Raw genomic sequence first — 21,070 nt, 5'->3', positions numbered from 1 at the left:
CAGTAACATCAAGCCAATGTGACAATCAGAATGTGACAGATGTGACGTCCGGCCTTATCGTTGTGTTTCAGCGAACCCGCAAGCCCGCTTTGGCGAAGCTCACTACGTTCGCTTTAGCGAAACTCGCAAGCTCGTTTTCAGACGGCCTTAACCATTCTTCATCATGTACAATAGCAACTTTACGCACTCGCACAACACAACGGAGCAAATATGAAACTCGAAACCCAAGCCATTCACGCCGGCTACAAGCCCGAACCCACCACCAAAGCCGCCGCCGTGCCGATTTACCAAACCACCAGCTACGCGTTTGACAACACCCAACACGGCGCCGATTTGTTTAACCTCAACGTGGCCGGCAACATCTACACCCGCATCATGAACCCCACGACCGCCGTTTTGGAAGAGCGTTTGGCGGCGATTGAAGGCGGTATCGCTGCATTGTGCGTGGCCAGCGGCATGGCGGCGATTACCTACGCCATCCAAACCATTGCCGAAGCGGGCGACAACATTATCGCCACCAAAACCCTTTACGGCGGCACCTTCAACCTGTTTGCCCACACCCTGCCCAAACAAGGCATCGAAGTGCGCTTTATCGACCCGACCAAGCCCGAAGAAATCGCTGCCAACACCGATGCGCGCACCAAGCTGGTTTACTGCGAAAGCATCGGCAACCCCGCCATCAACGTGGTTGACCTGCGCGCCTTTGCCGAAGCCGCCCACGCGCAAGGCCTGCCTTTAGTGGTGGACAACACCGTCGCCTCGCCTGCCTTGTGCCGCCCGATTGAGTTGGGTGCCGACATCGTGGTGGAATCCCTCACCAAATACATCGGCGGCCACGGCACCAGCATCGGCGGCGCGATTATCGACGGCGGCAAATTCGACTGGACCAAAGGCGACCGCTTCAAAGTGCTGACCACGCCCGACGTGTCTTACCACGGCGTGAATTACAGCGAACACTTCGGCCCCGCCGCCTACATCGCCCGCGCCCGTGTCGTACCGCTGCGCAACACCGGTGCCGCCATCAGCCCGATGAACGTCTTCTTAATCCTGCAAGGCCTCGAAACACTGGCGCTGCGTATGGAACGCCACAGCGACAACGCGCTGAAAGTGGCCAGGTTCCTTCAAAAACACCCGCAAGTGAGCTGGGTGAACTACCCCGGCTTGGCCGACAGCCCCTACAAAGCCCTGATTGAGCGCGACTTCGCCGGCAAAGCCTCCGGCCTGCTCAGCTTCGGCATCAAAGGCGGCATCGAAGCCGGCGGCAAGTTTATCGACGCGCTGCAACTGTTCACCCGCTTGGTCAACATCGGCGACGCCAAATCTTTGGCCACCCACCCCGCCAGCACCACCCACCGCCAATTGAATGCCGAAGAATTGGCACAAGCAGGCGTGAGCGAAGACATGGTGCGCTTGTCTATCGGCATCGAACATATCGACGATTTGCTGGCCGACTTGGAACAGGCTTTGGCTGCTGCCCAATAAACCTCCTGCCGAAGTATGAATAAAGGCCGTCTGAAAACGAACGTAGTGAGCTTCGCTAAAACATCTGTAAAGACGAGCCGTTTCTGTAAGGGCGGATTACATATCCGCCCGCTTACTTGGCGTTACGGAAACCTTATCCATAACCAGCCACGCCTACACCTTAAACCATCACGCATACCATCCTCCAAATACTCCCCATTTCCTTCTCCACATAATATTCCCGAAAACCACACACGGGCGGATATATGTCGCCCTCTACGAAGATGCGCTTATTTCCAAACAGTATCGCTGATAAATACACATCGGGCCGTTCGGCGAAACGGTTTTCATGCCTACCGCGTTACATCCCGACAAAAAACGTCACATGACAAAATAATAAACCTCTGCCTTCCGCATTCGGGCATAAAAACGACAAAAAATGTCAGATTTTCTACAGTTAAAAATCTAAAAAGCATAATGAATTAATCATAAAATGACTAAAACATAAAATTAAAACAGATGAAAATCAATAAGATAAAATTTAATTTTCAAAAAATATCCCATTTGGCACAATCATTGCTTGATACATAACATCTGCACAAGGCGGCATCGGAAATACAAAGCGGAGCAGCCCGCAGCAGAAAATACATTCCTTTCTTTTTTTCGTAGCAGTAACAAGCAGTAAACAAAAAAGACACCGTGCCAAACACATTACGGTATATAACGATACAGACACGTTACTCATTTTATTTTTATTTGATTTTCAAACCGGAGTTTTAAACATGAAAGCAATGCAAAAAGGTTTTACTTTGATCGAGTTGATGATCGTTGTAGCGATTATCGGTATTTTGGCGGCGATTACCCTGCCGATGTATGGTGACTACACCGCCCGCGCACAAGCGACTGAAGGTTATGATTTGATTGGCGGTATGAAAACACCTCTGATTGAAGCAGTTGCTTCCAGTAGCTTGACAACCGCGTGTCCGGCTACAAAAACTATACCAACTACTGCCAATAATAATCAGCCCTCTTGGTATAGTTCATCGGTAAAAGCTGGTAAGTATGTTAAAGAAGTTTCAATCAAATCTGCAAACAATGCATGTACTGTAACTGCCGAATTTAAGCCTTCAACTGATGGTGTCAATGATAAAGTTGCAGGTAGGAAAATTTCCATGGTATTTACTCCTTCTTCTGGTGCATGGTCTTGCGGAACAAACTTAGATGACAATGTAGCACCTGCAGCATGTAAAGGTGCAAATAATGTTACACATAACTAATTAATTCTTAATAACGGCCCGCAAAAGCGGGCTTTTTATTCATCAGCAAGCGTAGCAAGCGTAGGTTGGGTTAGCCGTAAGGCGTAACCCAACTTAACTTGTTACTTTGTTGCAGTTTGCCGTTGTGTGTTGGGTTACGCCTTACGGCTAGCCTAACCTACGCATTACTGCCGAAATAACCATTTACTTTAGGGGAAACAGATGACTAAAAAAAATGCACAGGGCTACACCCTGATCGAATTGATGACCGTAGTGGGCGTTATCGGCATTTTGGCTGCTTTGGCTCTGCCCATGTACGGCCATTACACGGCGCGGGCACAGAGTGCCGAAGGGTTGTCGCTGCTGAAGGCTTTGAAAACACCTTTGGTTGAGGCGGTCTCCACCGGCAGTGTTGCCCAATGCAACAATCAGGCGGCTTGGTTTACCAATGAAGTGCGCGACGGCAGATATGTGGAAAAAATCGAGGTGTCGTCCGACGATATCAATAAACGCTGCCTGCTCAAGCTCACATTCAAATCAGACGACAGCATCAACGACAATATCAAAGGCCGCCATATCAGCGTGCGTTATTCGATGAATACGGGAACGTGGGAATGCGGGTCGGATTTAAACGAAAACCTGATCGCATCGGCATGCAGCAATGGGATGCTGACTTTGGATTGATGGTAATCAAAGCCGTCTGAAAAATCGTTTACCGACGCTTCAAATCACTAAAATCGTTCACTCTAACCACCTTCGCAGGGGCGGATTAAATATCCGCCCGTGTGTGGTTTTCGGGAATGCGTGAAGGCAATCGGGAATGTTTGCAGGTTGGTATGTGTGATGATTCGGGACGCGGGCATGGTGGGTTATGGATAAGGTTTCCGTAACGCCAAACGGCAGGCGGATATGTAATCCGCCCCTACGAATCAGGTAGACCGTTTTAAAAATTGCCATTCCATGCACACCGGCAATGCCGCCTGAAAAAATTGCACATTCCGTATTTACCCGATTTACCCGCGATGCCGTTTGAAAATAACCGCACCTTCGTAGGGGCGGATTACATATCCGCCCGTGTGTGATTTTAGGGAATGTACAGGGAAAATCGGGAATGTTTGCAGGTTGGTATGTGTGATGATTCGGGATGCGGGCATGGTGGGTTATGGATAATGCGCTTTGTCCACACGGTTGGGAAGATATAAGGGCGGGCATCCTTGCCCGCCGCAACTGCTTGATGATTCAAACCAAGTAAAAGGCAGGCAGGGATATTCCAACACAAATAAGAGAGGCCGTCTGAAAATTGGTTGATGAGTTTTCAAACGGATTCAGACGGCCTCTCATCTTTTGGATATTTTGTTTGCTGTTTCCCGTAAACGACCTGCAATGGCGGGCAGGGATGCCCGCCCTACCTGTGAAGAGGCCGTCTGAAAAACTTCTACCAAACTTTTTCAGACGGCCTCTGCTTTTGCATTCAAAATTATTGGTGTCAATTCCATTCCAAAACTGAGCCACAGTTGTGGTCTAAAATTGAGCCACCCTATGAGCGGTGTTTCATCCGGTAAGAATCATTGCCCGTCTCAAAAATATCACAGCAATAAGTCAGGCGGTCCAGTAAAGCACCCGTCATCTTTTCATCCATAAACAGTTTCACCCATTCGCTAAAGGCCAAATTGGTTGTCATGACAACACTCGTCCTTTCATGCAGTTGGCTCATCAGATGAAACAGCAGCGCACCGCCTTTCTGACTAAACGGCAGATACCCCAACTCATCAAGAATCAACAAATCGTACCGACATTGCTGCTCGGTCAGTTTCAGACGGCCTTCGTCTTTGTCTGCTTCCAATTTGTTGACCAAGTCCAGTACATTCCAAAAACGTACCCTAAATCCTTGTGTCGCCGCTTCGATACCCAATGCTGTGGCAATATGCGTTTTGCCCGTACCCGGTCCGCCTACCAACACCACATTACGCTTCTGTCTGATATAGTCCCCGCCCAAAAGCAGTTCCAATGCCGGACGGTGTATCAAACTCTGCTCAAAATCGAAGTCGGCCAAACTGCGGTGTTGCGGAAACCTTGCCTGGCTAATCCGGTTTTGGATACTCCTTGCGGTTTTGGCTATATGTTCGGCAGTCAACAACCGCTCCAGAATATCCAGCGTACCCCGTTTGCGACGGATGCCGTCCACTACGATTTCATCCCACTGCTCCGCCATCGCACCGAGTTTCAATTCTTTCAACAGTCCGGCCAGACGTTCATGCTGCATGATGCTTCTCCTTCATCGTATCCGTTTGTTTGCCCGACAGACTCAGTAAGCGGTCATAACGGCTGCAATCAACTGACGGCGGGACGGTAAGCGGGATGTCCCTAATATGGAAACGGGGTGGAGGCGGTTCTTTCAGACGGTTGATGATGTTCAAGACTGCCTCCGGAGTCGGCATACCTTCGTCCAATGCCAATTCCGCTGCCGTCAATGCCAAGTCGGCATCGTATTCGGCCATCAGGTTCAGCAGTTTGACCATTACCCGGTCTCCTTTGGGCTGCTTAAGCAAACAGGCTTTCAGACGCTCTATGACGGGCGGCAGTACCCAGCCGATAAAAGCCCTGCCGTCTCTTAACGCTCCGGGTTTCTTTTGCAGATAGGGCAAAAAATGCCAAGGGTTATAGCTGATGCCGTCTTTCACAAAGCTGCGCGGATGTTCGGCAATACAGTCGGTATCGCTACAAAAGCGGACGGTCTGTGCGCCGATATAAACCCTAACCGTATTGCCCGCCCATTCGACCGGCACGCTGTAACGGTGGCGTTCGACGGTAACCAAAGATTGGTTGCTGACTTTGAGTATCTCCAAACGTTCTGCCGGATAGGGACGGAAAGCAGCCAACGAATGCTTCTCCCTTTCCCATATGTCGTTAACCGGCTGCCTGTATTCGGGATGTTTGTGCTGCCGCATCAGCCGCAGGCATTGCTGTTGCAGGTAGTCGTTGAGAGAGGTAAAGGAATCAAAAGCCAAAGTCGGCTTGAACAATCTTTCGCGCAGGTGGCGTATCTGCCGCTCGACCTGGCCTTTCTCCCAGCCGGAAGCCGGGGTACAGGCAACCGGTTCAATGAGAAAGTGGGTCATCATCTGTAAAAACTGTGCGTTAAACTCTCTCTCCTTGCCTTTGCCGATGCGGGTAACGGCGGTCTTCATATTGTCGTAGATACCGCGGGCAGGTACGCCGCCGAAGAAAGCGAATGCGCGGTTGTGCGCATCCATCAACATGTCGGCTTTCTGATTGGGATAAGCACAAACGAAAAAAGCCCTGCTGTGGCATAAGCGGAAATGAGCGATATTTACCTTAACGGTCTGTCCGGCCAAACAAACGGTTTCGATACTCCAGTCAAACTGATAAGCATCACCCGGAGCAAAAGCCTGAGCCATAAAGACCGGAACCGGCTTGGGTTGGTGCTGTTGGCGGAATTTGCGGATAAATACGGCAACGGCACTGTACTGTCCGGCATAACCGGCATCTTTGAGGCGTTCGAAATGTCGACGGGCAGAAAGGTGTTGCTGTTTGGGCAGCCGGGCTTCTTGGAGCAACTGTTGGGTCAACACGTCAAGAAAAGGACCGAGCTTGGGGTAATGGGTTTGTTCTCTGCGGTAGACGGGGGGTTCGACTGTGGCGTGCTGCAGATATTTGGCGACTGTATTGCGGGAGAGTTTGAGTTGTTTGGCGATTTCACGTTGTGAGAGTTTCTGTCGGTGAAAAAGCCGGTGCACTTTTGCGATGGTTTCCATGCATAACATCCAGGTTGGGCTCCGCTGTGTGATAAAGCGGAGCAGTTTATAACAAACGGAGAGTGGCTCACTTTTGGAGCACAACTCCCCGTTTCCCTGGCTCAGTTTTGCACGATATTTAACATTATTGGGGCTATGTGCCGGTGTGCAAAATCAGATGATGTTTCACTCCGTTCTAAAACAAACCGTTTCGCTTAAAACATCCATCACGCGTAGGGCGGGCATCCCTGCCCGCCGTTTATTTGATGATTCAAACCAAGTAAGAGACAGGCAGGGATATTCCAACACAAATAAGAGAGGCCGTCTGAAAATTGGTTGATGAGTTTTCAAACGGATTCAGACGGCCTTTCATCTTTTGGATATTTTGTTTGCTGTTTCCTGTAAACAACTCGCAACGGCGGGCAGGGATGCCCGCCCTACCTGTGAAGAGGCCGTCTGAAAAACTTCTACCAAACTTTTTCAGACGGCCTCTGCTTTTGCATTCAAAATTATTGGGGCTATGTGCCGGTGTGCAAAATCAGATGATGTTCCACTCCGTTCTAAAACAAACCGTTTCGCTTAAAACATCCATCACGCGTAGGGCGGGCATCCCTGCCCGCCGTTTATTTGATGATTCAAACCAAGTAAGAGACAGACAGGGATATTCCAACACAAAAAAGAGAGGCCGTCTGAAAATTGGTTGATGAGTTTTCAAACAGATTCAGATGGCCTTTCGTCTTTTGAATAGCTTATTTCCAGTTTCTGTAAGCAGCCCGAACCGGCGGGCAGGGATGCCCGCCCTACCTGTGAAGAGGCCGTCTGAAAAACTTCTACTAACCTTTTTCAGACGGCCTCTGCTCTTGTATTCAAAATTATTTGGGCTATGTGCCGGTGTGCAAAATCAGATGATGTTTCACTCCGTTCTAAAACAAACCGTTTCGCTTAAAACATCCATCACGCGTAGGGCGGGCATCCCTGCCCGCCGTTTATTTGATGATTCAAACCAAGTAAGAGACAGGCAGGGATATTCCAACATAAATAAGAGAGGCCGTCTGAAAATTGGTTGATGAGTTTTCAAACAGATTCAGACGGCCTCTCATCTTTTAGATATTTTGTTTGCTGTTTCCCGTAAATGACCTGAAATGGCGGGCAAGGATGCCCGCCCTACATGGTTATTCTATATAGCGAACAGAAAAGCCGTATACAACAGGCCGTCTGAAAACCTTACAACGGGTTTTCAGACGGCCTCATTCATGCTTCTCAATATTTGTTAAAGCTGCGTTGCAAAACCTCAACGCGCTTCGTCGTAAACCGCCCGCACGGTTTCGCCGATGGCGGCGATGCCTTTGCGCAGGGTTTCTTCGTCTTGGGCGATGCTCATGCGGATACATTCGTGGGCATGGCGGTAATTTTTGATGTCGAGGCCGACGAAAAAGTGTTCGCTCGGAATAATCAGCGTGCCGGCGGCTTTCAGGCGTTCATAGAGGGTTTGCGAGGAAACAGGCAGCCCTTCAAACCACAGCCACAGGAAAATCGCGCCTTCGGGTTTGTGGATTTTCATCGGATAGCCGGCCAGCTCTTTTTTCAGCAGCGACACGGCGAGGGCGGCCTGCTTGCGGTAAAACGGCTGCACCACGGTATCGGAGAGGGTTTTCAGACGGCCGTCGCGCAGCAGCGGGGTGGCGACGGCGGCACCGAAGCGGGTAGGCGCAAGGTTCACAATTGCGTTCAAGGCGGTAACGGCTTTCACGACTTCGGGGCTGGCGACGATGATGCCGGTGCGCACGCCGGGCAGGCCGATTTTGGAGAGACTGAAGCAGAGAATGATGTTGTCGTGCCAAGTCAGCGTGGCTTTGCTGTAAATGATGTTGGGGAAGGGCATGCCGTAGGCGTTGTCGATAATCAGCGGAATGCCGTGGGCTTGAGCCAGCTTGTCGAGGCGCGCCATTTCGTCGTCGGTGAGGACGTTGCCGGTGGGGTTGGTGGGGCGCGAGCAGCAGATGGCACCGATTTTGCCGGCTTTCAGTTCGGGCAGGTTTTCCAGTGCTTCAAAGTCGACGCGGTATTTGTAGAAGCCGCTTTCGCCTTCGTACTCGACTTCTTCGATATGCGGTGCAACGGAGATGAAATGTTTGCCTTCTACATGCGCATCGGCATAGCCGACGTATTCGGGCGCGAGCGGCAGCAGGATGGATTTGTCGGTGCTGCCGTTTTCGTCGAAGCGTCCGCCGAAGAGGTTGAAGAGATAGAAAAAGGCGTTTTGCGAGCCGTTGGTTAAGACGATGTTGTCGGCGGTGATGCCCCAGCCGTATTCGCGGTTGAAAAACTCGACCAGCGTGTCGATAAACGCCGCATCGCCCTGCGGGGTGGAGTAGTTGCCGATGCTTTCTACGGCGGCTTCGTTATCGACCAATTCTTGCAGCACTTGCTTGTAAACGCGGTTGATTTCGCCGATACGCGCAGGGTTGCCGCCGCCGAGCATGTTGACGGGCTTGTCGCTGTTGAGCGCTTTGCCCAAATCGTCCATCAATTGCAGGATGCCGCTGTTGCGGGTGAATTTTTGGCCGAAAGCGGAGAATTGCATGGCAGGGTTCCTTTTTTATATCGAAGTGAAAAGATTATAACCCTGTCTGCCGTTTTCTGTATGGGGAATAACGGTTTGGCAGTTTGTTTGTGCTGCTTGCGGTTGCATGGTTTGGCGGCTGTTCTTCGAACGGTTATCCGTAGATTTTATACCATTATTGAAAATAGTTCTCATTATTGATAGTATAAGCCAACCGGCAGATACGTTTTATCCATCTGCCGCTTCATTATTCTATTTATAGCTATCATCAGGAGAATCATCATGCGCCGTTTAGCTACTGCAACATGTTTGTTGTTAACCGTTTTGGCAGCCTCACCCGCTTATGCGAAATTGAAAGTGGTGACCACTTTTACCGTGATTCAGGACATCGCGCAAAACGTGGCGGGCGATGCGGCGACGGTGGAGTCGATTACCAAGCCGGGGGCGGAAATTCACGATTATCAGCCCACGCCGCAGGATATTGCCAAAGCGCAGTCGGCCGATTTGGTGCTGTGGAACGGCATGAATCTGGAGCGGTGGTTCGAACGCTTTTTCCAAAATGTGAAAAACAAACCTGCAGTGGTGGTGACCAAAGGCATCACGCCGATGTCGATTCACGAAGGGCCGTACAAAGGTATGCCCAATCCCCATGCTTGGATGTCAACCAGCAATGCTTTGGTTTATATCGAAAACATCAAAAACGCTTTGGCGAAATACGACCCGAAAAATGCGGCAGTGTACGCCAAAAATGCGGCGGCATACAGCAGTAAAATCAAACAGCTCGACAAGCCTTTGCGCGCCAAGCTGATGCAGGTGCCGCAAAACCAGCGGTTCTTGGTAAGCAGCGAAGGTGCGTTCAGCTATCTGGCGAAAGACTACGGCTTCAAAGAAGTTTACCTGTGGCCGATTAATGCCGAACAACAAGGCACGCCGCAGCAGGTGCGCAAAGTGATCGACGTAGTGCGCCAAAACAAAATTCCGGTGGTGTTCAGCGAAAGCACCATTTCGCCCAAGCCGATGAAACAGGTGGCGAAAGAAACCGGTGCCAAATACGGCGGCGTATTGTATGTGGATTCGCTTTCCGCCAAAAACGGCCCGGTGCCGACTTATACCGACCTGCTGAATACGACGGTATCGACGATTGTTAAAGGATTCGGAAAATAATGATGCTTTCCAACGCTGCTTCGATTCACGTTAACGACGTTACCGTGCGCTACAACAACGGCCACACGGCCATTTATGATTTTTCGCTGGATTTGCAAGGCGGCATGACCTGTGCGCTGGTGGGCGTGAACGGCAGCGGCAAATCCACTTTGTTCAAAAGCCTGATGGGTTTGCTCAAGCCGCGCAAAGGCGATATCCGCTTGTGCGGGCTGCCCATCACCAAGGCGCTGCAAAGCAATCTCGTGTCTTATGTGCCGCAGAGTGAAGAAGTGGATTGGCAGTTTCCCGTTTCGGTTTACGATGTGGTGATGCAGGGGCGCTACGGCTACATGAATATGCTGCGCATTCCGAGTAAAACGGATAAGCAGCAGGTTCAGACGGCCATGGAGCGCGTCGACATCGCCCATCTTGCCGAACGGCAAATCGGCGAACTTTCCGGCGGCCAGAAAAAACGCGTTTTTCTCGCCCGCGCATTGGCGCAAGACAGCAAGGTGATTCTGCTGGACGAGCCGTTTACAGGCGTGGACGTGAAAACCGAAAACATGATTATGGATCTTCTCGGTCAGTTGCGCGCGGAAGGCCGTCTGATTTTGGTTTCCACACACAATCTGGGCGTTGTGCCCGACTTTTGCGACCGCGTGGTAATGATCAACCGCACCGTGCTGGCGGCGGGCGCGACCGAATCGACGTTCAACCAACGCAATCTCGAAGATGCTTTCGGCGGCGTGTTGCGCCATTTCCAACTTGCCGGCAGCGATTTGCATGAAGATGAAGACAAACGCGCCGTAACGGTATTAACCGACGACGAACGCCCGGCCGTGTTCTACGGCAAAACCAAAATCGACCCGCCCGCGTCGGCGGCGAAATATGCCGGCAGCCGCGACGAAGAAGCCGGGCAAACGCCGACGGAAAACGGCAAAGAGGGCTGAACCATGCTGGATGTGTTACTGGAGCCGCTCGCTTACGAGTATATGGTCAAAGCCGTGGTCATCAGCGCCGCCGTGGGCGGGATATGTGCGTTTTTGTCGGCTTATCTGATGCTCAAAGGCTGGTCGTTAATCGGCGATGCCTTGTCGCATTCGGTGGTGCCCGGCGTGGCCATCACCTATTCGCTTTCGCTGCCTTATTCGGTGGGTGCTTTCATTTCGGGCATCTTGGCGGCGTTGGCGATTTTGTGGATCAAAGCGGTGAGCAAATTGAAGGAAGATGCCATTATCGGCTTTATTTTCACCACGTTTTTCGCACTCGGCCTGTTTATCGTTTCCATCAACCCCACCGCCGTCAACGTGCAGGAAATCGTGTTGGGCAATATTTTGGGCATTGCGGATGAAGACGTGGTTCAAGTCGGCATCATCATGGCGGTGTGCTTGGCTTTTTTATTGCTGTTTTGGAAAAACCTGCTGCTGGTGTTTTTCGACGAAACACAGGCCGTTGCCGTGGGCTTGTCGCCGCTGCGCTATAAAATCCTGTTTTTCACCCTGCTCAGCGCCTGCGTGGTGGCGGCGCTGCAAACCGTGGGTGCGGTGCTGGTGATCGCTATGGTGATTACCCCGGGTGCCACCGCTTATCTGCTCACCGACAAATTCAGCAAGCTGGTGTCGATTGCCGTGGCATTGGGCTTTTTTACCGGCGGCATCGGTGCGTATGCCAGTTATTTTCTCGACGGAGCCACCGGCGGCATCATTGTGTGTTTTCAGACGGCCTGTTTCCTGCTGGCCTTTATCTTCGCACCCAAATACGGATTGCTGAAACAGAAACAAACCGTCGCAGTGCAAGGAGAAGCGGAACATGTCTGACATCATCAATTGGTTTGTCGAACCGCTGTCCCTGCCTTTTATGCAATATGCCCTGTTTACCGCGCTGATCGTGTCGGTGGTGTGCGGCATTTTGTCCTGCTATCTGGTGCTGAAAGGCTGGTCGCTGATGGGCGATGCCATTTCCCATGCCGTGCTGCCCGGCATCATCGTTGCCTTCGTTACCGGCATTCCGCTGGTGGTGGGTGCATTCGTTTCCGGGCTGGCCTGCGCCGTGGGTGTGGGCTATCTGAAAAACAACAGCCGTCTGAAAGAAGACACGGTGATGGGCATCGTGTTTTCAGGCATGTTTGCTTTCGGTTTGGTTTTGTTTACCAAAGTGGAAACCGATCAACATCTTACGCATATTTTGTTCGGCAACATTCTCGGCGTGAGCTATGAAGAGCTGATCCGCACGCTGATTATCTGCACCCTTGTTTTTGCGGTGGTAATGTTGAAAAAGAGGGATTTGATGCTGTATTGCTTCGACCCCGTACAAGCGCGCATCGTCGGTTTGCCGCCCCGCGTTCTCCACTACGGGTTGCTGATTCTGCTGGCGCTGACCATCATCAGCGCGATACAGGTGGCGGGCGTGGTGCTGGTCATCGCCATGCTGATTTCGCCCGGCATCACCGCCTCCCTGCTGACCCGGCGTTTCGACCGCATGATGGTTATCGTGGTGGCGTGCTCCGTTGTCACCGGTTTGGCCGGCACGATACTGAGCTACCATTTGGATGCCGCCACAGGGCCGGTGATTATTTTGTTGCAGGCGGCGCTGTTTTTGTGTGCGTTGGGGTATTCCAAATTGCGGGAGAGTTTATAGCTGTTTAGCAGAATGAAGTGAATGGGAAGAGGCCGTCTGAAAAATGCTTTTCAGACGGCCTCTTCACAGGTATGGCGGGCATCCTTGCCCGCCGTTGGGCATTGTTTGGGAGAGAGGCGGGCAGGGATGCCCGCCCTACGGTTGGGGTTTGCTTGAGGTAGTGTGAAACGGTTCGGTTTGGAACAGGGCGGGTGCATCATCTGCATTTGCCAACCGGCACGGAATTGAAATACTTTTGAATACAGAAACAGAGGCCGTCTGAAAAATCTGTTAGAAATTTTTCAGACGGCCTCTTCGCGGGTAGGGCGGGCATCCTTGCCCGCCGTTGGGCATTGTTGGGAGGGAAAGGCAGGCAGGGATGCCCGCCCTATGGGGCTGCCGTCAATAAAAGGCCGTCTGAAAAACCGTTTTATTACCACAAACAGTTTTTCAGACGGCCTTTCCCATAATTCCCCCAAACCTTACCAATTCACCCGCACGGAGCGTCCGCCTAAAAGGGTTTCCAGTTTGCCGAAGAGTTCCGCGCTCGGCGTTACCGTCCATTTGGGCGGAATCTGCAGGTCGCCGGCGGCTGCGGCGTTGCTGTATGAGAGGCGCAACGGGATATGGCCGGTGTCGGGCAGGCGGTGGGCGTTCAGCAGTGCCACTAAGGCGGGGATGTCGTGTTCGGGTTTGAGGCTCAGGCTCAGGCTGCGGGCGTAGCGTTCGCGGGCGGTTTGCAGGGTCATCACTTGATTGGCCATGATGCGCAGGGCATCGCCGCCGCTGTAATCGTCGCGGCTGATTTTGCATTCCATAATCAGCACTTGGTCGGCTTTCAGACGGCCTGCGCTTTCTTCCAGCACGGGGCCGGTAATCATCACTTCCACTTGGCCGCTTTGGTCTTCGAGCGTGGCGAAGGCGATTTTGCCGCGTTTGCCCATCATGGTGCGCACGGCGGTGGTGAAGCCGGCCACGCGCACGTTGTCTTGCGGTTTCAGACGGCTTAGGCGGGTGGGGGCGATTTGGCGCACTTCTTCGGCGTAGGGGCCGAAGGGGTGGCCGGAAAGGTAGAAGCCGAGTACTTGTTTTTCTTCGGCGAGTTTTTCCGATTCGCTCCACACGGGGGTTTCTTCCATCTGCACGGGCTCGATGGCATCTTCTACGAAGTCGAACAGCCCGCCCTGATTGGCGTTGGCGGCTTTTTGTTCGGCGTTGCTGATGGCTAAGTCGATATTGGCGATCAGCATGGCGCGGTTGGGGTTGAGGTTGTCGAACGCACCGGCGCGTATCAGCGATTCCACCGTGCGTTTGTTGAGGTGGGCTTTGTCGACGCGTTCGCAGAAATCGAGCAGGTCTTTGAATTTGCCGCTCTCTTTGCGCGCCTGCATGATGGCTTCGACCGCGCCTTCGCCCACGCCTTTGACGGCACCGAGGGCGTAGCGGATTTGTTTTTGGTTGTTGGGCGTGAACAGGTAATCCGATTCGTTGATGTCGGGCGGCAGGAACGAAATGCCGTTGGCGCGTGCGTCGTCGTAGAAATGTTTGAGCTGGTCGGTGTTGTCCAACTCGCTCGACATGGTGGCGGCCATGAATTCGGCGGGATAATGCGCTTTCAGCCACGCGGTTTGGTAGGAAATCAGCGCGTAGGCGGCGGCGTGCGATTTGTTGAAGCCGTAGCCGGCGAATTTTTCCATGTAGTCGAAAATTTCGTCGGCTTTTTTGCGGGAAATGTTTTTTTCTTCCGCGCCTTTGGCGAAGATTTCGCGGTGTTTCACCATTTCTTCGGGTTTTTTCTTACCCATGGCGCGGCGCAGCAAATCCGCACCGCCGAGCGAGTAGCCGCCGATCACCTGCGCGGCCTGCATCACTTGCTCTTGGTAAACCATGATGCCGTAAGTCGGCTCCAGCACCGGTTCGAGCAGCGGGTGGATGTATTCGAAATCCTGCCCTTTCATGCGGGCGACGAAATCGGGAATGTTGTCCATCGGGCCGGGGCGGTAGAGCGATACGAAGGCGATCAACTCTTCAAATTTGGTAGTGTTCGCCGTTTTCAGCATTTTTTTCATGCCGGTCGATTCAAACTGGAAGACGGCGGTGGTGTTGGCATCGCGGAAAATTTTGTAGGCGGCTTGGTCGTCGAGCGGAATGGTGTTGACGTCGATTTCTTCGCCGACGGTGTTTTTAATGTTTTCCTGCGCCATTTCGATAATGGTGAGGTTGCGCAAGCCCAAGAAGTCGAATTTCACCAAGCCCACGTCTTCCACGTCGCCTTTGTCGTACATCGACACGGGCGAGGCGGATTCGTCGGCCTGATACACGGGGCTGAAGTCGGAAATCTTGCCCGGCGCAATCAACACGCCGCCCGCGTGCATGCCGAGGCCGCGGGTGAGGTCTTCCAGCTTTTTCGCCAGCACCATCAAATCTTCCGCGCCTTCGCTTTCAATCAGCTCTTTGATTTCCGGCTCCATTTCCATGGCTTTGTCCAAGCTCACGGGGCGGTTGGCTTCGAGCGGAATCAGTTTCGACAAGCGGTCGCACAGGCCGAACGGCAGTTCCAGCACGCGGCCCACGTCGCGGATCACGGCTTTCGACGACATGGTGCCGAAAGTAACAATCTGGCTCACGGCATCGGCACCGTATTTTTCGCGCACGTATTCAATCACGCGGCCGCGGTTGCTTTGGCAGAAGTCGATATCGAAGTCGGGCATGGAAACGCGCTCGGGGTTTAAGAACCGCTCGAACAGCAGTGCGTATTTCAGCGGGTCGAGGTCGGTGATTTTCAGCGCGTAGGCCACCAGCGAGCCTGCGCCCGAACCGCGCCCCGGCCCCACCGGGCAGCCGTTGTTTTTCGCCCAGTTGATGAAGTCTTGTACGATGAGGAAGTAGCCCGGAAAGCCCATTTGGATGATGATGCCCAATTCAAAATCCAAGCGCGCCTGATATTCGGGCATTTTTTCGGCGCGTTCCGCTTCGTCGGGGTAAAGCTGCACCATGCGCTCTTGCAGACCCTCGTTGGAAAGTTGGGTCAGATAATCGTCGAGCGACATGCCGTCGGGCGTGGGGAACAGCGGCAAAAAGTTTTTGCCCAGCGTGAGCGTGAGGTTGCAGCGTTTGGCGATTTCTACCGTGTTTTGCAGCGCTTCGGGCAGATCGGCAAAACGCTCTGCCATCTGCTCCGGCGAGGCGAAATATTGGCTCGGCGTGAATTCATGCGGGCGTTTTTTGTCGGCCAGCACCCAGCCGCCGGCAATGCACACCCGCGCTTCGTGGGCGCTGAAATCTTCTTGGTTGAGAAACTGGGTCGGATGGGTGGCGACTACGGGCAAATCCAATTCCGCGGCGATTTCCAAGCTGCCGGACACCGAAGTTTCCCATTGCGGGCGTTCGGGCAGGCGTTGCAGTTCGAGGTAAAAAGCATTGGGAAACCACGCCGCGTATTTCTGCGCCGCCGCTTTGGCCGCGTCGGGGTGGCCGTTGATCAGGTTGACACCCACTTCGCCGTAATGCGCGCCCGATAAGCAAATCAGGCCGCTGTTGTCGCCCTCGGCCAGCCACGCCTGCCGCAGCTCGGCATGATCGACGTTGCGGTCTTTGCCCACATAGGCGGCGGTGAGCAGTTCGCTCAGGCGCAGGTAGCCGCTGTCGTTTTTTACAATCAACATGGCGCGGAAAGGTTTGTCGGGCGCGGCGGGGTTTTCAATCCACACGTCCGCCGCCGCCACCGGTTTGATGCCCGCGCCGCGGCAGGCTTTGTAGAATTTCACCAAGCCGAACATGTTCATCAGGTCGCTCACGCCCAGCGCGGGCAGGCCGTCTGAAACGGCTTTTTTTACGGCATCTTTGATGCGCACCGTGCCGTCGGTAATCGAAAATTCGGTGTGCAGGCGCAGGGGGATGTAGATGGGGTCGGTCATGGCGGGAAGGTGCGGCAAAAAATAAAGGCGTATTGTAGCAGGGTTTGGGCAAAGAATTAGGCCGAGACCTTTGCAAAACCCTCATCTGCGGCGCATTTCTGCGTTGTGCGCTGCTCGCTCGTTTGCCTATCTGTATGATATGTCTGCACTCGCTGTGCTGCTACGCCTTGAACTGCATCCACATCTGAGGGTTTTGCAAAGGTCTCGAGGCCGTCTGAAAAACGGCAAACGGTTTTTCAGACGGCCTCTAAAGGTGTGGTGCCGATTATGCGGGCTTACATTTGCACCGGCATATGATTGCTGTGATAGTGGTATTTTTTATGGCCTTTGGTGTGAACGCCTAAGACTTTGCCGTCGTCGGCATCAACAATAACTTTGTGCTTCAACCCGTCGGCCAATACTTCCACTTCATAATGGCCGCCGGTGTGGTAGTCGTATTCAAACTCCACTTCTTTGGCGTAACCGCCGGTTTGCGCCACGGCTGCGGCTGCGGCTTCTTTGCCGGAAACGGGAGAGAAAAAGCCTAATGAAAAGATGCCGAGAAAAACGGCGGCTACAACGCCTATGGCAATGAATAAAGCAACGGCGTTCAGAATTTTGCGTGTGGTGTACATAATTATCCTCCTCATCACTGAGTGAAATGAGTTAAAACTCTATGATGAGGTACATATTAAAAGCAGACAGTTAGTAGAGAATTAGGAAGTGTAAAAGGCGGAGACCTTTGCAAAACCCTCATCTGCGGCGCATTTCTGCGTTGTGCGCTGCTCGCTCGTTTGCCTATCTATATGATATGTCTGCACTCGCTGCGCTGCTACGCCTTGAACTGCATCCACATCTGAGGGTTTTGCAAAAGTCTCTGGCCGTCTGAAAACGGTTTGCACGGATACGGCGGGGAAAGTTGCCGTGTTTCGGTGCGATGTGTTTTCAGACGGCCTTTGGTGTTACGGAGCGGGATTAAGCCACGCCTTTGGGATTGGGGCCGTATTGGTTGGTGCCGGGTTGGCTGTCGAGGCAGGCCCAGTAGATCAACAGGATCCAGCCGATTACGGGAATGAAGCTGAGCAACAGCCACCAGCCGCTGCGGCCGATGTCGTGCAGGCGGCGCACATTAACGCCTATGCTGGGAAGCAAAACGGCCAGTGAGTAAATCGTGGCAAAAATAGTGGTGCCCGCCAAATTGTCCACGATAGAACAAATGATGGAAGCGATGACGTTAAACAACGTAAACATCTAAAATTCCTGACGGTGGGCGCGACCGTTAAAAACAGCGTATTTCTTTAATACTTCTATGTACCAATTCATCATTACATTCCTATGTTATTAAGATTTTTTGACATGAAACGGCCGTGTAAGGCCGGTGCAATGCGGAATAATGATAACAAAGTCGGCAGCAAAAAATAAATTTTTATTCAGAATTTAACGTTATTTTATTCAGTAAATACAGCTATTTATGAATATTGGGTATGATTTTGGCCGAATCTGCCCACGGTAAGCCGGTTTAAACCTGCCAAGTCGTTAAGGGTTTCGACGTCTTTGAAACCGCCCTGTTCAAACAATGCCCTGACGGCGGCGCCTTGATTGTAGCCGTGTTCCACCATCAACATGCCGCCTTGCTTGAGATACAGGGGCGATTCGCTGACCAGCACGCGGATGCAGCTGAGGCCGTCTGAAAAATCGGTGAGCGCGGTTTGCGGTTCGAAACGCAAATCGCCTTGGCTCAGATGTTCGTCTCCGGCTTCGATGTAGGGCGGGTTGGACACGATGATGTCGTAAGTATGGTGTTCAGACGGCCTGCCCGCTTCAAACCACGAGCCTGAAACCCATTCGATGGCGGCGCCGAGACGTTGGGCGTTGAGCCGGGCGGTGTCGAGGGCTTGCGGGCTGATGTCGGATGCGCGCACGACGGCGTCGGGTCGTTCGAGTGCGACGGTAACGGCAATGGCGCCGCTGCCCGTGCCTAAATCCCATACTTTGCCTTGCGGCGGCAGATGTTGCAGCACGGCTTCGACCAAGTGCTCGGTTTCGGGGCGGGGGATTAAGACGCCGGGGTTGACATGAAACATGCGCCCGTAAAATTCGCGTTCGCCCAAAATATAGGCTATCGGCTCGCCTTCGATGCGGCGCCGGGCGAGAGCGTTGAGTGTTTGCAGGGTGGGTTCGTCCAATTCATCGCCGCCGCGGGTAATCAGTTGGGCGCGGGTGAGGCCGGTGCTGTGTTGCAGCAGCATCCGCGCTTCGAGTTTGGGCAGGGGGCAGCGGTTTAGCCACTCGTTGATGGTTTGCGGCATTTCAGACGGCCTCATGTTTGGAAAAGAAAGGTTGGCATTATAAAGAAATTGATTGAGGCCGTCTGAAAAGGAAGTTTCAGACGGCCTCTATCGGCGGGTACAAAGCTATCGAAGCTGTGGCGCGGTTTAGCGTTTCATTTCGGCTTTCATGGCGCGGATGCTGGCTTCACGGTCGCGCACGTCGCGTTCCAAACGGGCGATTTTGGCTTGGTCGCCTTTTTTGCGGGCAACGGCCAATTGTGCCTGCGTGCGCGTAAGCGCGGTTTGCTCGGTACGGATTTCGTTTTGCAGAATCTGATAGCGCGACATCTGCTGCTGCGCGGGCGCGGTGGTAACTTTGGGTACGACGATCACCGGCGCGCGACGCGCACCTTTGCCGGATTTTTGGTTGCGCAGTTTGATTTCCATCGCCGAATTGGCGGTGTTGGTTACGGAAGTAACCGGCGCGTTGGGGTCGATTTTAATGTCGTCGTAGGGGCCGGGTTTTTCGCTCGTCCAAATTTTTTCGATTTCTCCGGCATCTTTTTTCACGGTGGGCGCGGCGGCAGACGGGGCGGGCTGTTCTTCGATATCTTCAATCACGGTGATATTGCTGCCGTCCATTTTGGAAGGGTTGCAGCTGCTGTTGATTTTCTCGGAGGAAAACACGGCTTTGCCGCCGTCTTTGCAGATGTAGGTAACGGCATGCGCGGGCAGGGCGGCGAGGCCGAGGGTAAACAGTGCGCTGTAAACAAATGCTTTCATTGATGGTGTGCGGAACGGAAAATTAGGTGGGAATTATACCTATAATGTATGTAAATGTAGGTTTGAGAATGAAACGGACTTCACAGGCCGTCTGAAAGATACGGCTGCCACGCGGCATCGGCGGGCGCGGTGATGTCGAAGTGTTCGCCATGATAGTCGAAACTCAAGTTGAGGGCGTGGAGAAACAGATGGTCGGCAGGTGTGCCGCCGTAGAGGGTATCGCCCAAAATCGGGCTGCCGATGCTTTTGAGGGCAACGCGGAGCTGATGCGTGCGGCCGGTATGCGGATGCAATTCAAACAGTCTGATGCCCGGCACGGCGCTGCGGCTTTTAAATTCCGTTACTGCGGCGTGTTCGCTCGAGCGTGTGAGCTTCCATGTGCCGCGCCGTGATTTTTCCATGCCGCCTTTGATCCAGCCTTGTTTTTTCAGCGGTTTGCGGTCGCTTAAGGCGATATAGGTTTTCTGCATGGTGCGTTCGGCAAACTGTTGCGCCAACACGGAAGCAGCGGTTTCGTTTAAGGCCAGCAGCAAAACGCCGCTAGTGGGCTTGTCCAAACGGTGTACCAGCCACACGCGCGGCACACCGAGTTGGGCGGCCAGTGGTTGCGTGAGGCCGTCTGAATCTTGGTCTTGATGAACCGATACGCCGGCCGGTTTGTTAATCGCCACAAAATCGGCATGGCGCAGCAACACGGGAAACATGGGCGATAACCTACTTTAAAGCAATGCCGCTGCCGAGCAAGGTAAACACGCCGAGTGCGCAGAACAATACGCAGGCGCCGATGCGCACGGTTTGGGCGGGCAGGCGTTTGATTAAGGTTTCCCCCAAATAGACCACCGGTACGTTGGCCAGCAGCAGCCCGGTTACACTGCCGGTGATCACCCAAAACATTTCCTGATATTTGGCCGCCATCAGCATGGTAGCGACTTGCGTTTTGTCGCCGATTTCCGCGATGAAAAACAAAATCGTGGTCGCGCCGAACGCACCGTATTTGAGCCAGCGGCCGTCTAAATCGTTTTGCCGGCCGGGTAGCAGCAGCCATGCGCCCACCGCAATAAAGCTGAGGCCGACCGCCCATTTCAAAGCGTCGGGAGAAACTGCTTGTGCCAGCCCGACGCCGATTACTGCGGAAAAAAGATGGTTGAACAGGGTGGCCATAAACATGCCCGCCACGATGGCGTTTTTTTGGGAAAAGCGGGTTGCGAGAAACAAAGCCAGCAGCTGCGTTTTATCGCCGATTTCGGTGAACGCGATGCTGAATACAGATGAAACGAAAGCTTCCATAAATTCAATCAGATACTCAAACCGTGCGGGCTTGGTCGAA

The 21,070-nt window shown here is 53.0% G+C and carries 18 protein-coding genes and 1 pseudogene; 9 read left to right on the top strand and 10 right to left on the bottom strand.

The features are described 5' to 3' along the window. The first annotated feature begins 210 nt into the window (after positions 1-210). From LVJ85_RS11805 to LVJ85_RS11790, 3 genes are all read left to right on the top strand, one after another. Positions 211-1,482 carry an O-acetylhomoserine aminocarboxypropyltransferase/cysteine synthase family protein gene (locus LVJ85_RS11805; protein ID WP_244739968.1) on the top strand — a complete coding sequence of 424 codons (1,272 nt, stop codon included), beginning with the start codon at positions 211-213 and terminating at the stop codon, positions 1,480-1,482. Between the two features lie 761 nt (positions 1,483-2,243). Next, positions 2,244-2,738 carry a pilin gene (locus LVJ85_RS11800; protein ID WP_244739967.1) on the top strand — a complete coding sequence of 165 codons (495 nt, stop codon included), beginning with the start codon at positions 2,244-2,246 and terminating at the stop codon, positions 2,736-2,738. 201 nt (positions 2,739-2,939) lie between these two features. Further along, a complete protein-coding gene (locus LVJ85_RS11790) occupies positions 2,940-3,401 on the top strand; it encodes a pilin (RefSeq protein WP_304653902.1) in 462 nt (153 codons plus the stop codon). Positions 3,402-4,254: 853 nt separating this feature from the next. Here the strand turns inward: LVJ85_RS11790 and istB are convergent. From istB to LVJ85_RS11775, 3 genes are all read right to left on the bottom strand, one after another. Continuing rightward, complete coding sequence (gene istB / locus LVJ85_RS11785) at positions 4,255-4,983, bottom strand: IS21-like element helper ATPase IstB (protein ID WP_370686940.1); 729 nt, start codon at positions 4,981-4,983, stop codon at positions 4,255-4,257. Further along, a complete protein-coding gene (gene istA / locus LVJ85_RS11780; protein WP_182073206.1) occupies positions 4,970-6,502 on the bottom strand; it encodes an IS21 family transposase in 1,533 nt (510 codons plus the stop codon). The genes istB and istA overlap by 14 nt, the downstream gene beginning before the upstream one ends. Positions 6,503-7,763: 1,261 nt before the next feature. After that, a complete protein-coding gene (locus LVJ85_RS11775) occupies positions 7,764-9,056 on the bottom strand; it encodes a valine--pyruvate transaminase (protein WP_244739966.1) in 1,293 nt (430 codons plus the stop codon). Positions 9,057-9,317: 261 nt separating this feature from the next. Between LVJ85_RS11775 and LVJ85_RS11770 the strand changes: the two genes are divergently transcribed. From LVJ85_RS11770 to LVJ85_RS11755, 4 genes are read left to right on the top strand one after another with little or no spacing between them, the layout of a single operon-like run. Further along, on the top strand, positions 9,318-10,199 hold the full coding sequence (locus LVJ85_RS11770) for a metal ABC transporter substrate-binding protein (protein WP_244739964.1): 882 nt from the start codon (positions 9,318-9,320) through the stop codon (positions 10,197-10,199). Next, the gene (locus LVJ85_RS11765) at positions 10,199-11,128 is read left to right on the top strand and encodes an ATP-binding cassette domain-containing protein (RefSeq protein ID WP_304653901.1); all 930 of its coding nucleotides are present in this window, start codon (positions 10,199-10,201) and stop codon (positions 11,126-11,128) included. Before LVJ85_RS11770 ends, LVJ85_RS11765 begins: the two co-directional genes overlap by 1 nt. Positions 11,129-11,131: 3 nt before the next feature. Continuing rightward, positions 11,132-11,995, top strand: a complete 864-nt coding sequence (locus LVJ85_RS11760; protein WP_244739962.1) for a metal ABC transporter permease — start codon at positions 11,132-11,134, stop codon at positions 11,993-11,995. Beyond that, positions 11,988-12,815, top strand: a complete 828-nt coding sequence (locus LVJ85_RS11755; RefSeq protein ID WP_107687707.1) for a metal ABC transporter permease — start codon at positions 11,988-11,990, stop codon at positions 12,813-12,815. Before LVJ85_RS11760 ends, LVJ85_RS11755 begins: the two co-directional genes overlap by 8 nt. 461 nt (positions 12,816-13,276) lie before the next feature. Here the strand turns inward: LVJ85_RS11755 and dnaE are convergent, their stop codons facing one another. Then, positions 13,277-16,711 carry a DNA polymerase III subunit alpha gene (gene dnaE, locus LVJ85_RS11750; protein ID WP_244739960.1) on the bottom strand — a complete coding sequence of 1,145 codons (3,435 nt, stop codon included), beginning with the start codon at positions 16,709-16,711 and terminating at the stop codon, positions 13,277-13,279. Between the two features lie 70 nt (positions 16,712-16,781). Here dnaE and LVJ85_RS11745 point away from each other — a divergent pair. Next, positions 16,782-16,919 (top strand): annotated as a pseudogene (locus tag LVJ85_RS11745) (lipoprotein signal peptidase); the annotation flags it as partial. A gap of 67 nt (positions 16,920-16,986) precedes the next feature. Here LVJ85_RS11745 and LVJ85_RS11740 read toward each other — a convergent pair. Continuing rightward, positions 16,987-17,325, bottom strand: a complete 339-nt coding sequence (locus LVJ85_RS11740) for a PepSY domain-containing protein (RefSeq protein WP_244739959.1) — start codon at positions 17,323-17,325, stop codon at positions 16,987-16,989. A 107-nt stretch (positions 17,326-17,432) separates the two neighbouring features. On the opposite strand from LVJ85_RS11740, the gene LVJ85_RS11735 reads away from it, so the two are divergent. After that, a complete protein-coding gene (locus LVJ85_RS11735) occupies positions 17,433-17,579 on the top strand; it encodes a lipoprotein signal peptidase (RefSeq protein ID WP_244739957.1) in 147 nt (48 codons plus the stop codon). Between the two features lie 86 nt (positions 17,580-17,665). Here LVJ85_RS11735 and LVJ85_RS11730 read toward each other — a convergent pair whose 3' ends face one another. From LVJ85_RS11730 to LVJ85_RS11710, 5 genes are all read right to left on the bottom strand, one after another. Next, positions 17,666-17,941, bottom strand: coding sequence for a DUF805 domain-containing protein (locus LVJ85_RS11730; protein WP_244739956.1), 276 nt, complete (start codon positions 17,939-17,941; stop codon positions 17,666-17,668). A 218-nt stretch (positions 17,942-18,159) separates the two neighbouring features. Continuing rightward, on the bottom strand, positions 18,160-18,999 hold the full coding sequence (gene prmC, locus LVJ85_RS11725; protein WP_244739954.1) for a peptide chain release factor N(5)-glutamine methyltransferase: 840 nt from the start codon (positions 18,997-18,999) through the stop codon (positions 18,160-18,162). Between the two features lie 126 nt (positions 19,000-19,125). Next, positions 19,126-19,743 carry a hypothetical protein gene (locus LVJ85_RS11720; RefSeq protein ID WP_244739952.1) on the bottom strand — a complete coding sequence of 206 codons (618 nt, stop codon included), beginning with the start codon at positions 19,741-19,743 and terminating at the stop codon, positions 19,126-19,128. An 80-nt stretch (positions 19,744-19,823) separates the two neighbouring features. Next, positions 19,824-20,447 (bottom strand): TIGR01621 family pseudouridine synthase, encoded by a 624-nt coding sequence (locus LVJ85_RS11715; RefSeq protein ID WP_244739950.1) that lies wholly within the window; start codon positions 20,445-20,447, stop codon positions 19,824-19,826. Positions 20,448-20,457: 10 nt separating this feature from the next. Then, complete coding sequence (locus LVJ85_RS11710; RefSeq protein ID WP_244739949.1) at positions 20,458-21,030, bottom strand: TMEM165/GDT1 family protein; 573 nt, start codon at positions 21,028-21,030, stop codon at positions 20,458-20,460. Positions 21,031-21,070 lie beyond the last annotated feature (40 nt).

Source organism: Neisseria sp. Dent CA1/247, from assembly GCF_022870825.1.
Taxonomy (GTDB): domain Bacteria; phylum Pseudomonadota; class Gammaproteobacteria; order Burkholderiales; family Neisseriaceae; genus Neisseria; species Neisseria zoodegmatis.
This window is presented reverse-complemented; position numbering and strand designations above follow the sequence as displayed.

Bases quoted from the DNA above. Each gene is read 5' to 3' on its own strand.
- LVJ85_RS11805 (WP_244739968.1), top strand. From the start codon at position 211: ATGAAACTCGAAACCCAAGCCATTCACGCCGGCTACAAGCCCGAACCC.
- LVJ85_RS11790 (WP_304653902.1), top strand. From the start codon at position 2,940: ATGACTAAAAAAAATGCACAGGGCTACACCCTGATCGAATTGATGACC.
- LVJ85_RS11765 (WP_304653901.1), top strand. From the start codon at position 10,199: ATGATGCTTTCCAACGCTGCTTCGATTCACGTTAACGACGTTACCGTG.
- LVJ85_RS11730 (WP_244739956.1), bottom strand. From the start codon at position 17,941: ATGTTTACGTTGTTTAACGTCATCGCTTCCATCATTTGTTCTATCGTG.
- dnaE (WP_244739960.1), bottom strand. From the start codon at position 16,711: ATGACCGACCCCATCTACATCCCCCTGCGCCTGCACACCGAATTTTCG.
- LVJ85_RS11710 (WP_244739949.1), bottom strand. From the start codon at position 21,030: ATGGAAGCTTTCGTTTCATCTGTATTCAGCATCGCGTTCACCGAAATC.
- LVJ85_RS11755 (WP_107687707.1), top strand. From the start codon at position 11,988: ATGTCTGACATCATCAATTGGTTTGTCGAACCGCTGTCCCTGCCTTTT.
- prmC (WP_244739954.1), bottom strand. From the start codon at position 18,999: ATGCCGCAAACCATCAACGAGTGGCTAAACCGCTGCCCCCTGCCCAAA.
- LVJ85_RS11800 (WP_244739967.1), top strand. From the start codon at position 2,244: ATGAAAGCAATGCAAAAAGGTTTTACTTTGATCGAGTTGATGATCGTT.
- LVJ85_RS11775 (WP_244739966.1), bottom strand. From the start codon at position 9,056: ATGCAATTCTCCGCTTTCGGCCAAAAATTCACCCGCAACAGCGGCATC.
- LVJ85_RS11740 (WP_244739959.1), bottom strand. From the start codon at position 17,325: ATGTACACCACACGCAAAATTCTGAACGCCGTTGCTTTATTCATTGCC.
- LVJ85_RS11770 (WP_244739964.1), top strand. From the start codon at position 9,318: ATGCGCCGTTTAGCTACTGCAACATGTTTGTTGTTAACCGTTTTGGCA.
- LVJ85_RS11760 (WP_244739962.1), top strand. From the start codon at position 11,132: ATGCTGGATGTGTTACTGGAGCCGCTCGCTTACGAGTATATGGTCAAA.
- LVJ85_RS11715 (WP_244739950.1), bottom strand. From the start codon at position 20,447: ATGTTTCCCGTGTTGCTGCGCCATGCCGATTTTGTGGCGATTAACAAA.
- LVJ85_RS11720 (WP_244739952.1), bottom strand. From the start codon at position 19,743: ATGAAAGCATTTGTTTACAGCGCACTGTTTACCCTCGGCCTCGCCGCC.
- istA (WP_182073206.1), bottom strand. From the start codon at position 6,502: ATGTTATGCATGGAAACCATCGCAAAAGTGCACCGGCTTTTTCACCGA.